16 protein-coding genes are annotated in these 14,031 nt (G+C 65.4%); 8 read left to right on the forward strand and 8 right to left on the reverse strand.

Features of this window, described 5'->3' with window-relative positions:
• On the forward strand, window positions 1-1,128 hold the full coding sequence (locus ACIP90_RS09160) for an Mrp/NBP35 family ATP-binding protein (RefSeq protein WP_400578742.1): 1,128 nt from the start codon (window positions 1-3) through the stop codon (window positions 1,126-1,128).
• 59 nt (window positions 1,129-1,187) lie between these two features.
• On the opposite strand, the gene ACIP90_RS09165 is transcribed toward ACIP90_RS09160, so the two are convergent.
• The 3 genes from ACIP90_RS09165 to sigE form a co-directional block, all read right to left on the reverse strand.
• Complete coding sequence (locus ACIP90_RS09165; RefSeq protein WP_400578744.1) at window positions 1,188-1,592, reverse strand: twin-arginine translocase TatA/TatE family subunit; 405 nt, start codon at window positions 1,590-1,592, stop codon at window positions 1,188-1,190.
• 69 nt (window positions 1,593-1,661) lie between these two features.
• Window positions 1,662-2,726 (reverse strand): anti-sigma factor, encoded by a 1,065-nt coding sequence (locus tag ACIP90_RS09170; protein WP_400578745.1) that lies wholly within the window; start codon window positions 2,724-2,726, stop codon window positions 1,662-1,664.
• Between the two features lie 8 nt (window positions 2,727-2,734).
• The gene (gene sigE / locus ACIP90_RS09175) at window positions 2,735-3,352 is read right to left on the reverse strand and encodes an RNA polymerase sigma factor SigE (RefSeq protein WP_400578747.1); all 618 of its coding nucleotides are present in this window, start codon (window positions 3,350-3,352) and stop codon (window positions 2,735-2,737) included.
• Between the two features lie 286 nt (window positions 3,353-3,638).
• Here sigE and ACIP90_RS09180 point away from each other — a divergent pair, with 286 nt between their 5' ends.
• Window positions 3,639-4,271, forward strand: a complete 633-nt coding sequence (locus tag ACIP90_RS09180) for an O-methyltransferase (protein WP_205655450.1) — start codon at window positions 3,639-3,641, stop codon at window positions 4,269-4,271.
• Between the two features lie 61 nt (window positions 4,272-4,332).
• Here the strand turns inward: ACIP90_RS09180 and ACIP90_RS09185 are convergent, their stop codons facing one another.
• From ACIP90_RS09185 to ACIP90_RS09200, 4 genes are all read right to left on the reverse strand, one after another.
• Window positions 4,333-4,500, reverse strand: a complete 168-nt coding sequence (locus ACIP90_RS09185; protein ID WP_009357720.1) for a DUF3117 domain-containing protein — start codon at window positions 4,498-4,500, stop codon at window positions 4,333-4,335.
• A gap of 232 nt (window positions 4,501-4,732) precedes the next feature.
• Entirely contained in the window at window positions 4,733-5,980 is a 1,248-nt protein-coding gene (locus tag ACIP90_RS09190) for a hypothetical protein (protein WP_400578930.1), read from the reverse strand.
• Window positions 5,981-6,105: 125 nt separating this feature from the next.
• The gene (locus ACIP90_RS09195; RefSeq protein WP_400578749.1) at window positions 6,106-6,609 is read right to left on the reverse strand and encodes a DivIVA domain-containing protein; all 504 of its coding nucleotides are present in this window, start codon (window positions 6,607-6,609) and stop codon (window positions 6,106-6,108) included.
• 32 nt (window positions 6,610-6,641) lie between these two features.
• Entirely contained in the window at window positions 6,642-7,427 is a 786-nt protein-coding gene (locus ACIP90_RS09200; protein ID WP_400578751.1) for a TIGR00730 family Rossman fold protein, read from the reverse strand.
• 105 nt (window positions 7,428-7,532) lie between these two features.
• Here ACIP90_RS09200 and ACIP90_RS09205 point away from each other — a divergent pair, with 105 nt between their 5' ends.
• The 4 genes from ACIP90_RS09205 (at window position 7,533) to ACIP90_RS09220 (ending at window position 10,809) form a co-directional block, all read left to right on the forward strand.
• Window positions 7,533-8,288, forward strand: a complete 756-nt coding sequence (locus tag ACIP90_RS09205) for an amino acid ABC transporter ATP-binding protein (protein WP_400578752.1) — start codon at window positions 7,533-7,535, stop codon at window positions 8,286-8,288.
• Window positions 8,289-8,339: 51 nt separating this feature from the next.
• A complete protein-coding gene (locus tag ACIP90_RS09210) occupies window positions 8,340-9,224 on the forward strand; it encodes a glutamate ABC transporter substrate-binding protein (RefSeq protein ID WP_400578754.1) in 885 nt (294 codons plus the stop codon).
• Window positions 9,225-9,322: 98 nt separating this feature from the next.
• Entirely contained in the window at window positions 9,323-9,973 is a 651-nt protein-coding gene (locus ACIP90_RS09215) for an amino acid ABC transporter permease (protein ID WP_400578756.1), read from the forward strand.
• Complete coding sequence (locus ACIP90_RS09220) at window positions 9,970-10,809, forward strand: amino acid ABC transporter permease (RefSeq protein WP_400578758.1); 840 nt, start codon at window positions 9,970-9,972, stop codon at window positions 10,807-10,809. The genes ACIP90_RS09215 and ACIP90_RS09220 overlap by 4 nt, the downstream gene beginning before the upstream one ends.
• A gap of 89 nt (window positions 10,810-10,898) precedes the next feature.
• On the opposite strand, the gene dapE is transcribed toward ACIP90_RS09220, so the two are convergent.
• Window positions 10,899-12,023: a succinyl-diaminopimelate desuccinylase gene (gene dapE, locus ACIP90_RS09225; protein ID WP_400578760.1), complete on the reverse strand. Its 1,125-nt coding sequence runs from the start codon at window positions 12,021-12,023 to the stop codon at window positions 10,899-10,901.
• A 59-nt stretch (window positions 12,024-12,082) separates the two neighbouring features.
• On the opposite strand from dapE, the gene dapD reads away from it, so the two are divergent.
• Window positions 12,083-13,111 carry a 2,3,4,5-tetrahydropyridine-2,6-dicarboxylate N-succinyltransferase gene (gene dapD, locus ACIP90_RS09230; RefSeq protein WP_400578762.1) on the forward strand — a complete coding sequence of 343 codons (1,029 nt, stop codon included), beginning with the start codon at window positions 12,083-12,085 and terminating at the stop codon, window positions 13,109-13,111.
• 58 nt (window positions 13,112-13,169) lie between these two features.
• Window positions 13,170-14,024 carry a hypothetical protein gene (locus ACIP90_RS09235; RefSeq protein ID WP_400578764.1) on the forward strand — a complete coding sequence of 285 codons (855 nt, stop codon included), beginning with the start codon at window positions 13,170-13,172 and terminating at the stop codon, window positions 14,022-14,024.
• Window positions 14,025-14,031 lie beyond the last annotated feature (7 nt).

The following is a 14,031-nucleotide window of genomic DNA, read 5'->3' on the forward strand; positions in this document are numbered from 1 at the left end:
ATGAGCACGTCCCTCGCCCCGGCAGTAAACGCTGCTTTGGCTACCGTTATCGACCCCGAGCTGCGCCGTCCCATCACGGAGCTCGGCATGGTTGATTCCGTGGAAATTTCCGACGACGGCACCGTCCGTCTGTCGGTGCTGCTCACCATCGCCGGCTGCCCCCTGCGGGACACGATCACGAAGGATTCGGAGGCCGCTTTGCTGGGCGTACCCGGTGTCACCGCCGTCAAGGTCGAACTCAAGGTGATGACGCAGGCCCAGCGCGATGCCCTCAAGGAACAGCTTCGGGGCCCGGGTGGCCAACGGGGCATTCCGTTCAACCAGCCGGGATCGCTGACCAAGGTGTTTGCCGTGGCCAGCGGCAAGGGCGGCGTGGGCAAATCATCGGTGACAGTGAACCTGGCCTGCTCCCTGGCCGCCCAGGGCCTCCGGGTGGGGATCGTGGACGCGGACGTCTACGGCTTCTCCGTACCGGGCCTGATGGGCATTACCCAGGCCCCCACCCGGGTGGATGACATGATCCTTCCCCCTGTGGCGTACGGCGTGAAGGTCATCTCGATTGGCATGTTCGTCGCCGGCAACCAGCCAGTGGCGTGGCGGGGTCCCATGCTGCACCGCGCACTGGAGCAGTTCCTTACCGACGTCTACTTCGGCGACCTCGACGTGCTGTTCCTCGACCTGCCGCCGGGCACCGGCGACATCGCGATCTCGGTTGCCCAGCTGCTTCCCAAAGCCGAAATCCTCGTGGTCACCACCCCGCAGGCTGCCGCCGCCGACGTCGCCGAGCGTGCCGGGGCCATTGCCACCCAGACCGGGCAGACAGTGGCCGGCGTCATCGAGAACATGTCCCACCTCGAAATGCCCGACGGCGGGCGGATGGAGCTGTTCGGAAGCGGCGGCGGGCAGCTGCTCACCGAACGGTTAAGTGCCACGACGGGCACGCCGGTACCGCTTCTCGGACAGATCCCGCTCGACATACTGTTGCGGGAGGGCGGGGATTCGGGCCAGCCGATCGTCCTCGGCCGCCCCGAAACACCCGCCGCGGCGGCGTTGTCCGCCATCGCCGGCAAACTGGCGTCAAGGCCGCGTGGCCTGACGGAAATGAAGCTGGACGTCCAGCCCCGGTAAGGGGAGGCCGAAATCCGACTCCAGTGACTGGGCCGTCGAAACCCAGGCCGGATGAGGCCCTAGGTGGCTTCCGTGTCGAACGGCGCGGCCTCGCCGTCGGGCAACCGTTCGACGGTTCGGCCGGGCCGCGATGCAGACTGGTCCACGGCCCCGGACACGGCCGCGCCGGCGGCGGCAACTGCGGGCCCGCCGGGGCTTACTGCCTTCGTGGTGTCTTCGAGCAGGGCTTCCCTGATGATGCGCCGGGGATCGTACTGACGGGGATCGTACTTCCTCCAGTCGACATCATCGATGTCTATGCCGACTTCTTCCTTGATCTGTTCCCGCGCACCGGACGCCATCCGCCGCAGTTCCCGAACGAGGTTTGTCAGTTTCTGGGTGTATTCGGGCAGGCGCTGGGGGCCGATCACCAGAATGCCGATGAGCAGCAGAAGGAGAAACTCCGGGCCGTTGATTCCAAACACTTTAGGAAGATTACCCTCTCCGGAGAGGCGCTGACGATTTCGCCGCCGTCACGGCGGCGCAGCGCCGCATCACCGCGCCAGGTGCCCGGTCATCTTGTCCAAGTGCAGGGCGAGTCTGCGCAGCCCGCGTTCCAGTCTTTCCACGACTGACTCATCGCCTGAACCTCGCGTCTCCGGGCCGGGGTCTGCCGCCACGCCATGGTCCAAACCGACCTGGCTTACAGGGCGTCCGGCCGCAGCCAAGGCTGCGACGGCATCGTCAGCAGCGTGCGCGGGCAGGTCCGATACGTACGTGAATGTGCTCCTGCCGGTCTGGTAAATGGCGCTCCACGGGGCGGTGGCCTTGATCCAGAGCCGTCCCGCCCCTGCGGGACCGGCCGCATTGACGGCCACGAAGCCATCGCTGCTGGCGGGGTGCCCCGTCAGGGGGTTGACCGGCACCTCCGGCAGGGCGGACGCCGCGGGCAGCTCCGGGTTGCTGGCTGCCGGCGCTGAGCGCTGTTCGAGGACAGTTGCCGTGTGCTGTCCGTCCGAGAGGCGCAGCTCCACGGCCGGCCGGCCAGCGTAGACCTTTGACGTGGCAGACACGATGTGGAAGCCCATGACCTGGAGATCGGGGCAGGCCCAGCCGTGCGAACGCAGAACCGCCACGTTCGAGCCGGCTGCGGGATCCGCTGACACATCCGCGCCGGAGCTGTCCCCGGCCTCCGTTCCGCCGCTGCCGGCGGCGTCCGCGGAACGCTCCGCCTGTCCTGAGAAAGCAGCGGCTGCGTACGGCCGCGGTTCCCCGGCGGCGATGTACGCGCCCGCCATGACGGCACCCGCAGCCACGATGGCAACGCCACCGGCGGCCAGGCCTGCCAGCCTGAACGGGTGTGCCTGCGGGGCCGGCGCGGCCGAAGCCATGGCCAGTTCCCGGGTGTTGAGCAGCAGCCGAGCTGTCAGCTCGTCGCTCGCCGCCGGGACAGCTGCTTGCCGAAGCCGTGCAAGATACTCGCGCTGCCGGCGGAGGGCAGCGGCGCAATCGGCGCACCCTCGGACGTGGTCAGGGGTACCCGGATGCCGAGACCCTGCCAGGGGCAAGGATGCGGCCGACTTCTTGGCCTTATGCAGCAAGCGGTTCAGTTGATGCATGGCGCCGATCAGAGAACGCCGGCGATGCGGGGCAGCTTGAGGCGCGGCTTGCGTGCCTGCTGCGGCCTCGGATCGCGGTGGGCAAGCTTTTCACGCAACATGGTGCGGCCACGGTGAATGCGCGAGCGCACCGTACCGAGCTTCACGCCCAGCGCTTCGGCAACCTCATCGTAGGACAGGCCCTCCAGGTCGCACAGCACTACCGCCGCCCGGAAGTCCGGGGGAAGCTCCTCCAGCGCAGCCTGGACGTCCAGGTCCAAATTGTTGAGCTCGAAACTCTGCTCGGGTCCCGGCTCGCGCCCCGGAAGGCGGGACTCGGCATCCTCCGCCAGCGCGTCGAAGCGGATCCGGCTCTTGCGCCGGGCCTGATCGAGGAACAGGTTGGTGGTGATGCGGTGCAGCCAGCCGTCGAGCGTGCCGGGCTTGAAATTCTCCAGGGAACGGAAGACGCGGACGAACACCTCCTGGGTGAGGTCCTCGGCGTCGTACTTGTTACCGGTGAGGCGATACGCAAGCCGGTAGACCTTTGCCGAGTGGTTGGTCACCACCTCTTCCCAGGTAGGCCTGACCCAGTCGGCCCCGGACTCTTCAACTGCAGGGACAGGTGCCACAACTGATCCTGACATCGTCCACTCCCCTCGTGGATGTACTAACGCCTGATGCGGTTTACATCATTGGTTCGGCGCCGATCACCACTTGGATGAGCGGATAATTATCATTTCAAACTTCGCTGGGAATTTCCTGACTGTGGGTCCCCCTTTAGCCGTAGGCGCAACCGAAACAGAGCCGGCGGCGGCCGGGCGCCCGTGGTATCCGGCATCACAGCCTGTCCCGCCGTCACCTTCCCGCGCCATGCCGCCGGACACAGTACTCTGTTAGAAACATCCACCTGCCGCCCAGAAAGCGAAACCCATGAGCGCCGATAAGTCCACGAGCTGGTCCTACGCAGAAGATCTGCCTGCCGAGGATGAGGTCCTGCTGCGCGCCCGGGAACGTTCGTTCGAACTGGGCGTAACGCCCATCGGCCGCGGGGTCGGGGCCGTGCTGACGGTTCTGGCCGCAGCGTCAAAGGCCCAGACGGCCGTCGAGATTGGCACCGGCGCCGGGGTGTCCGGTGTCTGCCTCCTTCGCGGCCTGGGTCCGCAGGCGGTGCTGACCACCATCGATGTGGATGTCGAGCACCTCAAAGCAGCACGCGAGGCCTTCCAGGAAGCCGGCAGCCCCGCGAACCGGACGCGCACCATTTCCGGCCGTGCCGGGGACGTCCTGCCCAGGCTGACAGACGCCGCATACGATCTGGTGTTTGTCGACGGGGACAAGCCCAACTTCCCGCGCTACGTGGACCAGGCCGTGCGCCTGCTCAAATCCGGCGGCCTCCTGATCGTCAACGATGCCCTGGACAAGGACCGCGTCTCCAACCCTGCCGCCCGTGACGCCACCACGGTGGTGCTGCGGCAGGTGGGCAAAGCCGTCCGCGACGACGACCGGCTCGCGTCCGCGATGCTGCCCACCGGCGACGGCCTGCTGGTAGCGGTCAAGAAGTAAGGCCGCGCTTAAGAAGTAAGGCAGGGCGCGCACCTTTCCGGTGCAGGCCCTGCCTGGCAATCTATTCCGTAACGCCGACGAGGCATTCCTTGAGGTTGGCCGCCTCGGCGGCATTGAGTTCAACCACCAGCCGCCCCCCACCTTCGAGCGGCACACGCATGATCAGGCTGCGGCCCTCCTTGGTTACTTCCATAGGGCCGTCGCCGGTGCGTGGTTTCATAGCCGCCATGAGGAATATCCCCTCCAGTAGTCCCAGGACCGAGCAGCCCGGACGGGCTGAGTCCGCATGGTCAAACAAGCCGCTATGGCGGCCGGTTCGGCAGCCGCCATGACTGAACTCTTCGAATGCTTTTTGTCCTTGCTTAGCTCCTATTATCCTGTAATTACCCGTCTGTAGCTAATCGATGGATATTCGATGGGGCACGGATTCACACGGCGGCGGCGCAGGTGTGGCCACGGCATCAGGGCGGATAGTCCCCGCCGCCGGGCAGCTCAGCCCAGGCCCACAGCCAGACCACCCAGACGATCTGAAGCAGGACGAACATGGTCAGGACAGCTCCGCGGTAGGCCCTCGACCGCGAGACCAAAGCCGCACCCAGGGCCAGCGGAAACAGCGGCAGCAGCATGCGGAAGGTGCTGGTCTGCGGGTGCAGGAACACCAGCAGGTATCCCATGTAGCAGGCGCACCACAGCCGCAGTTCCTCACCCAGCTGCAGCACAGGGCGCGAGAGCATGAGCAGCGCGAACACGGCTACAAAAGCGAACGGCGCCACGATGCCCAGCACCGGGCCGAACAGGAGCACACCGGTATCGAACCAGGGTTTGAATGGCACGAGGTCGTGCCCGCGCCACACGGTTTCGGTCTTGGTATAAGCCTCCATGTCGCCGGTTGCTGCCCACGCGATGGCTGGCCACAGGACCGCTGCTGCCCCACAGGCTGCGGTCAGACCGGCCAGCGACCACAGTTCCCGCGGACTGTGGGCCGCCGTTTGTGCTTGAAGACCGGCGGCAGTCTTCTGCCGGACGCCCCGCCACGCCTCCCAGAGGCGGTAGAGGAAGAGGATCCCGGCCATGGCTGCGAACGGAACACCCGTGGGCCTGGACAAACACATCAGCACGGCCACCGGGATCGCCGCAAGGTAATGCCGGCGGAGTACCAGCAGGAGCGCCGACGCCAGCAGGAGGATGTTCAGGGACTCGGCGTACGGAACCTGCAGTACCGGCGAGACGGGGAAGCAGGCAAAGAACGCCACGGCCCACAGCGACGGCACATGAGCTGCCCGGTGGCGGAACAAGGCGTAGACCACGAGGGACGCACCGAGGCCTGCCAGCATTGCGATGAGCGTGAGGGCGACTCCCGGATCGATGCCCGTGGCCGCCGAGAGAGTCCGCCCCAGCAGCGGGAAGAGCGGATAAAAAGCCCAGGCGTTTTCTTGGACGTTCCCCGCTTCGTCGACCGGAAGCTCTGAGGGATAGCCATTGACGATGACCTCGCCATACCAGCGGGCGTCCCAGATGTTGATGAAATGCCAGTAGTCGGGCTTGGCCGGGAACCAGGGGTTGACGCCCTGGTGCAGCGCGGCCGACATGAAGATGCACGCACTGACCAGCCTGGCCGCCGCGTAAATCACCACGACCTGGAGCCACCACGGCCATTGTGCAGCCGCCGCCCACAGACGTGCCACGGCTGCGCTCAACGCACCCGTCACTGCAGAGGGCCGACGCACCTCGGGGGTGCCGGACGCTGTCCATTCATTGCTGTCTGTGCGTGGACGGGAGCCTGGCCCGCCGGATGCTCCGGCGGCCTGCGGGCCGTGACCGGAGGCGGAACCGGTCAAGACTGCTCCTCTGCCACACGCCGGTCTGCCTGCATGGGCGGCTCCGCCGTTGCTCCATGGTTCGTTGCTGCAAGGCCCGGTGCAGCATGGTCCGTTGCTGCATGGTCCGTTGCTGCATGGTCCGCTGCCGCAATGTCCGCCGCCACGGACTGCTCCGCGGGGACAACGCCGGAGCCCTGGCCGCGAAGATGGGCGCGCAGACCGGCGATTTCGGCATCCTTGGAGGCAAGCTGGTCCCTCAGCTCATCAAGCACCTGGTCTACCTGATCCATCCGGTACCCTCGCAGCCCCAGGGAAAACCGGACACGGTCGACGTCGGCCGGCTTGGCCTCAGCCGGCAGCAGGACCGGCGGCAGCGAGGCCACAGGCTCCTCAAAGCCGTCGTCGAACACCATGCTGGTGGGGCGTTTTCTTCGGAGGATTCGAGCCCCGAGGTCTGTCCCGATGACAGCCGTGACCCCGATCAGGACGATCGCAAGGAAGACAAGGAAGAAACTCACATCACCCATGGTGCCAGACCCCGGCGCCGCCGCTACTCAGGCCGCTGGTCCCCGTTGGCCGACGGCGGGCGGACATGTCCGTGGAGGACGAGGTTGACGGCTTCTTCCGCGGTGTCCACCACCTGGATCAGGTCCAGGTCCTTCTCGGACACCATGCCCTCGGCCACCAGGGTGCCCTTGATCCACTCGATCATGGGCCCCCAGAAGGTGGTGCTCAGAAGAACGATGGGGAACGAAGTCACCTTCTGCGTCTGGACCAGGACCATTGCTTCGAACAGCTCGTCAAGCGTGCCGAGGCCGCCCGGAAGGACGATGAAGCCCTGCGCATACTTGACGAACATGGTCTTCCGCGCGAAGAAGTAACGGAAGTTGATGCCCAGGTCCACCCACTGGTTCAGGCCCTGTTCGAACGGCAGCTCAATTCCGAGACCGACGGAGACGCCGTTGCCTTCCACGGCTCCCCTGTTGGCGGCCTCCATGGATCCCGGACCGCCACCCGTGATGACGGCGACCCCCGCTTCCGCCAGCTTGCGTCCCACGTCGACGCCCATTTCGTAGTACATGCTGCCCGGTTTCGTGCGCGCCGAACCGAAGACACTGACGGCTTGGCCGAGGTCGGACAGCGCTCCGAAGCCTTCCACGAATTCACTCTGGATCCGCATGACACGCCATGGATCGGTGTGGATGAAGTGGCCCGGGCCCTTGGTATCAAGCAGCCGCTGGTCCGACATCTCCACCGCAGCCTGCTTGCGGCGCAGCTCGAGGGGCCCTTTACGGCGGGGCTGGGCGGATTTAGACGGATCTGCGTTGATGCTCATCGTCCAAGGCTAACCTGCTGACGTGCAGGTATCTCTTGAATTACGATCAGCAGGAAGTCGGAGTGATTGCGGTCATAAGTGCGTGATGTTCGATAGATTCTTTCCATGACTACTCAAGTGCCCGGCAATGCGCTCGTCTCCCTGAATGCCGTGAACAAGCATTACGGCCAGCTGCATGTTCTGAAGGACATCAATCTCCAGGTCCGCAAGGGCGAGGTCGTTGTGGTCATCGGGCCTTCGGGCTCGGGCAAGTCCACGCTGTGCCGCGCCATCAACCGCCTTGAAACGATTGATGACGGCGACATTTCGATTGACGGCAAGATGCTGCCCGAGGAAGGCAAGGAGCTCGCGCGCCTCCGCGCCGACGTCGGAATGGTCTTCCAGTCGTTCAACCTCTTTGCCCACAAAACCATCCTTGAAAACGTCACCCTCGGGCCGATCAAGGTTAAGGGCATGTCCAAGGCGGAAGCGGACAAGGAAGCCATGGCCCTGCTCGAGCGCGTCGGAGTCGGCCACCAGGCTCCGAAACTCCCGGCCCAGCTCTCCGGCGGCCAGCAGCAGCGCGTGGCCATCGCCCGCGCACTCGCCATGAAGCCTAAGGTCATGCTCTTTGACGAGCCGACGTCGGCCCTGGACCCCGAAATGATCAACGAGGTCTTGGACGTCATGATCCAGCTGGCGAAGGAAGGCATGACCATGATCGTCGTGACGCACGAGATGGGATTCGCCCGCAAGGCTGCGGACCGCGTCGTGTTCATGGCGGACGGTCAGATCGTGGAGGATGCCACGCCCGAAGAATTCTTCACCAATCCCCAGAGCAGCCGGGCCAAGGATTTCCTGTCCAAGCTCCTCACTCACTGAACCCTCCGGGTTCACCCTGGCCGCTATCGGCCGCCCAATGAAAGGAATGTCATGAAGGCATTTTTGACCCGAAGGAAATCCCTTCTCGTAGCAGCATCCGCAGCCCTGGCGCTGACTCTGAGCGCTTGCGGCGGCGGCGGCGGCACCGGCACCAACCCTTCGCCCGTGGAGAAACCGAGTTTCGCTGCAGGCTCCACGATGGAGAAGCTCTCGTCAGCCGGCAAGGTGACGATCGGCACCAAGTTCGACCAGCCCCTGTTCGGCCAGAAGGGCCTGGACGGCAAGCCGGTCGGCTTTGACGTGGAGATCGGCAAGCTCATCGCAGCCAAGCTGGGAATCCCGGCTGACAAGATCGAATGGGTCGAAACCGTCTCCGCCAACCGCGAGCAGTTCATCAAGCAGGGCAGGGTGGACCTGATCGTCGCCACCTACACGATCAACGACAAGCGCAAGACCGAGGTCGACTTCGCCGGTCCTTACTACGAAGCAGGACAGGCGCTCATGGTGAACAAGGACAACACGTCCATCACCAAGCCTGAGGACGTCAAAGGCAAGAACGTCTGCTCCGTGACCGGTTCCACACCTGCCGGCACCATCGTGGAGAAGTACGGCGCCATCCTAGTTCCGGCCGCCACCTACTCGGCCTGCCTTGAGCCGCTGCGCAACAAGCAGGTGGAGGCCATCACCACTGACAACGTGATCCTTGCCGGCTTCGTGAACAAGGAGCCGGATGCCTTCAAGCTGGCGTCGGACGAGACCTTCACCAAGGAGCCTTACGGCATTGGCCTGAAGAAGGACGACACCGTCTTCCGTAACTGGATCAACGACCAGCTTGAGGAATTCGCCAAGGACGGGTCCTACAAGAAGGCCTGGGAGGACACAGCCGGTGCGGTCATCAAGACGGCACCTGAACTTCCCGCCATCGACCGCTACTAGAGCAGGCGTGGCGGTCACCGGCGGCCGGGCATCCCCGGCACCGGTGACCGCCGCTCCTTTTTCCGAACAATTTCCCCCAAACGCAGCTGAAGGACCCTATGGACGTCATCATTGAAAGCCTCCCGCAGTATTGGGACGGCTTTCTCAGAACCCTGTTCCTGGCCGTCGTTTCCGGCATCATTGCCCTCGTGGCGGGCACACTGCTGGCAGCAGCCCGCGTATCCCCCGTGGCGGCGCTCCGCGGATTCAGCATGGCTTACGTGGAGGTGGTGCGTAACACTCCGCTGACCATCGCCTTCTTTTTCGCCGCGGTGGTCCTCCCCCGGCTGGGGGTGACCTTCCAGCAGTTCGAAATCGCCGCCATCATCGCCTTGAGCGCTTACACGGCTGCCTTCATCGCCGAAGCAGTCCGCTCGGGCGTCAACAGCGTCCCCGTGGGCCAGGCAGAGGCAGCGCGCAGCATCGGCATGACGTTCGGCCAGGTACTGTCCTTGATCATCCTTCCCCAGGCCCTGCGCACGGTGATTCCGCCCATGATCAACATCCTCATCGCGCTCGTCAAGAACTCCTCCGTGGCTGGCGCATTCTTCGTGCTGGAACTGTTCGGCTACGGCAAGCAGCTGGCCAATGACCACGGCGACGCCGTCATGTGGGTCCTCGCGGGCGTTGCATTCTTCTATCTCCTGATCACTGTGCCGCTGGGCTACATCGCTCACCAGGTCGAACGAAAGGTGGCGATCGCGCGATGACATCCGTTCTCTACGACGTCCCGGGGCCCAAAGCCCGCAGAATCTCGCTGATCGGCTCGGTCATCGGTGTCGTCCTCATTGCCGGCCTCCTCGCACTTGCCCTTTTCACGCTCGCCCAACAGGGAATCTTCGAGGCGCGGAGATGGGCTATCTTCGGGCAGGCGGATGTCTGGACACTGATCTTCGACGGCATCGGCGCCACGTTGAGTGCTGCCGCCATCGCAGCGGTGATCGCGTTCCCGCTGGGGCTCCTGCTTTGCCTCATGCGCATCTCGGATGTTGCATGGATCCGGGTTCCCACCCGCATCGTGCTGGAATTTTTCCGGGGCATGCCCGTGGTGCTGATGATGCTGTTTGTCCTGCTGGTGTTCGCCACCAGTCCCTTCATCGCGGTCGTGGCCGGGCTGGTCCTGTACAACGCGGCGATCTTCGCCGAGATCATCCGCGCCGGCATCCAGTCCCTCCCCAAGGGACAGCGCGAAGCCGGCCTGGCGATCGGTCTGACCAGCTTCCAGTCACGGCTCAGCGTCGAACTGCCGCAGGCCATCCGGCGCATGCTTCCGTCCCTGGTGGCCCAGCTCGTGGTCCTTCTGAAGGACACCTCACTGGGCTACATCGTCGCGTACGGCGAGCTCCTGCGTGCCGTACAGGTCATGGCTGACTTCCTGGGGCCGCAGTTCCTGTTCCCCGTGTTCTTCGTGGCGGCGGCGATCTACATAGCCATCAACCTGGCCGTGTCGCGCCTCGCCATCTGGATTGAGCGCCACGGCTCCAAGAAGGCAGCAGGCGGTGTCGCGAAAGCCCCCACCGCCGGCGTGACCACCGTGATCAAGTAGATCGCACGGTAATCAATCCGGGAGCCACTACGAAACGAAGGCCCGCAACCATCAGGTTGCGGGCCTTCGTTCGCAGTGATGTGCCGGCGTCAGGCCAGCCACTTCTGCAGCGCCCGCAGGCAGGCACGTACGGCTTCGGCCTCGACGTGTTCGTTGTCCTTGTGCGCAAGCAAAGCATCGCCCGGCCCGAAGTTCACCGCGGGGACGCCCAGTTCACTGAAACGCGCGACGTCGGTCCAGCCGTATTTGGGTTTGGGTTCCGCACCCACGGCGGCCACGAACGAGGCGGCGGCAGGGTGGTTAAGTCCGGGCCGCGCTCCGGCTGCGCTGTCCGTACGGACGACGTCGAACCCCTCGAGCAGTGCCCGCACATGGGCCTCGGCCTGGTCAGGCGTCTTGTCCGGCGCGAAGCGGTAGTTGATCTCGACGACGCAGCGGTCCGGTATGACGTTGCCCGCCGTGCCTCCCTGGATCTTCACGGCGTTGAGGCTTTCGCGGTAATCCAGTCCGTCCACGTTGATGGTCTGCGGCTCGTAGGCCGCGAGCCGTTCGAGGATGGGCGCGGCGGCGTGGATGGCGTTCCGTCCCATCCAGGCGCGCGCTGAGTGCGCCGCTTCGCCCTGAGTGGTGGCCTGCAGCCGCATGGTGCCGTTGCAGCCTCCCTCCACGGTGCCGTCCGTCGGCTCCAGGAGGATGGCAAAGTCTCCTTCGAGAAGCGGTCCGTGGTTGCGCACGAGCCTTCCAAGGCCGCTCTTCACGGCCTCCACTTCCTCATGGTCGTAGAAAACGAAGGTGACATCCTTGGACGGCTCGGCACCGCCGTCGAACAGGGAGGCCGCCAAGGCCAGCTGGACGGCTACGCCGCCCTTCATGTCGGTGGCACCCCGGCCGTACAGGACGCCGTCGCCGGCAACACCAGACGGCCAGGTGGAGGGCACCGTCCCCAGTGACTCCCCGGTGACCGGCAGCGGCACTGTGTCCAGATGGCCGGCCAGGATGACGCGCTCGGACCGTCCGAGGGATGTGCGGGCGATGATGGCGTCCCCGTCGCGCAGCAGGTTAAGGCCGGGGAGCTGCCGCAGGGCCACCTCCACGGCGTCGGCAAGCTCCGTTTCGTTGCCCGACACGCTGTTGATGTCGATCAGCGCGGCTGTCAGCAGCGCCACGTCCTGGCGGAGGTCGAGGGTTATGGGTGCGGTTTCGGCAATCACCATCCAACTCTATCCCCGGGGCGCGTTTCGGCGGGCGCAGCTCGGCTCGATAGACTTGGGCCATGACTGAAACCGCTTCTTCCGCCGTGCCCGCTGCCCAGACCCTGTCCGACGATTCCCGTTCGGCCTATGGATTCGGGGTGGCCACCATCGCCACCCGCAATGGGGACGCCACGGTGCTCGACGTCTGGTTCCCGGAGCCCGCCCTGGGCGTGGCAGCCGAAGCACTCCGCGCAATCGAGAACGCCGATGAGACGCTCGCCGACATCGCCGCCGCCGGCACCGACGCCGACCGCGGCACGGAACAGAAAGTGGTGTTCGTCCAGATCAACCTGGATGAAGCACCGGCCGACACGGCAGACGCCTACCTGCGGCTGCACCTGCTCTCACACCGCCTGGTCCGTCCCAACACCATCAACCTCGATGGCATCTTCGGCAAGCTCCCGAACGTCGTGTGGACCAACTTCGGTCCGTGCGCAGTGGACGGCTTCGAGCTGACCCGCGCCAAGCTGCGCAAGCGCGGCGCCGTGACCGTCTTTGGCGTTGACAAGTTCCCGCGCATGGTGGACTACGTTGTACCGACCGGCGTCCGCATTGCCGACGCCGACCGCGTCCGCCTCGGTGCCCACCTCGCCGAGGGCACCACGGTCATGCACGAGGGCTTCGTTAACTTCAATGCCGGAACGCTGGGCACGTCCATGGTCGAGGGCCGCATCTCCGCCGGTGTCGTGGCGGGCGACGGCACTGACGTCGGCGGCGGCGCATCAATCATGGGCACCCTTTCCGGCGGCGGCAAGGAAAAGATTGCCCTGGGCCGGCGGGTCCTCCTCGGCGCGAACTCGGGCGTGGGCATCAGCATCGGCGACGACTCCGTTGTGGAGGCCGGGCTCTACATCACTGCCGGCACCCGCGTGCGCGTCGTCGGTGCCAAGGACGCCGACGGTGAGGACACCAGCCGGATCATCAAGGCCGTGGAACTGTCGGGCGTCCCGAACCTGCTGTTCCGCCGCAACTCCACCACAGGCGAAGTGGAAGTGCTTCCCCGCAAGGGCCAGACGGTGGAGCTGAACGACGCCCTGCATGCCAACTGACCGTCCGGAGTCGGCCGGCACTGCTGCCGGCCGACTCCGGTCTTAAGGGAGTACTCACGTGACACGCCGACGCAAGGTGCGCGGAGCGATCGTTGCGGCGCTCTCCGTCGCGCTTGTCGGCGGAGGCGTTTACACCGCCGCAGCCCTGCTGCAGAAATCGGAGCGGCTGATCACGGAAGGGTGCGTGGCCGCCGTCGGATCCCAGCAGGCTGAACTGGCCACTGACCAGGCAGCAAACGCCGCACTCGTCGCCGCCATCTCTGTGCGGCGCGGACTGCCACCGCGAGCCGCCAGCATTGCCCTGGCCACCGCCATGCAGGAGTCCAAGCTGCGGAACATCGACCACGGTGACCTCGCAGGACCGGACTCCCGCGGTCTTTTCCAGCAGCGCCCGTCCCAGGGCTGGGGCAGCACGGAACAGGTCATGGATCCGCACTACGCGACCAATGCCTTTTACGACGCACTGGTAAAGGTGCAGGGCTACGAAGGCATGGATGTCACCGAAGCTGCGCAGCGTGTGCAGCGCTCGGCGTATCCGCGCGCGTATGCCCAGCATGAGGCGATGGGCCGCTCCTTCGCCTCGGCCCTGAGCGGGCAGACGCACGCCGCGCTGGACTGCACACTCCGCTCTCCTGAGCATGCGGGTGACCCTGCGGCGTTCCTCGGCGAACTGCAGGCACAGTACGGGAGCCTTCCTGCATCTGCCACCGGCCAGACGCTGGTACTGGAGGCCGCAGATGACCTGGCATGGTCGCTTGCGCATTGGGCAGTTGCAAACGCCAAGGAATTTGCTGTGGTGCAGGTGGATGTCGACGGAATGAGCTGGAACCGGCAGGCACGCAACGGGTGGCAGGAGTCGGCCGGCAGCGGCGGCACCGTAACGGTGACCTTTGCCGAGGCTCCGGCGGGATAAAGTCCTG

This window comes from Arthrobacter sp. NPDC093139, from assembly GCF_044754165.1.
Classification (GTDB): Bacteria; Actinomycetota; Actinomycetes; order Actinomycetales; family Micrococcaceae; genus Arthrobacter.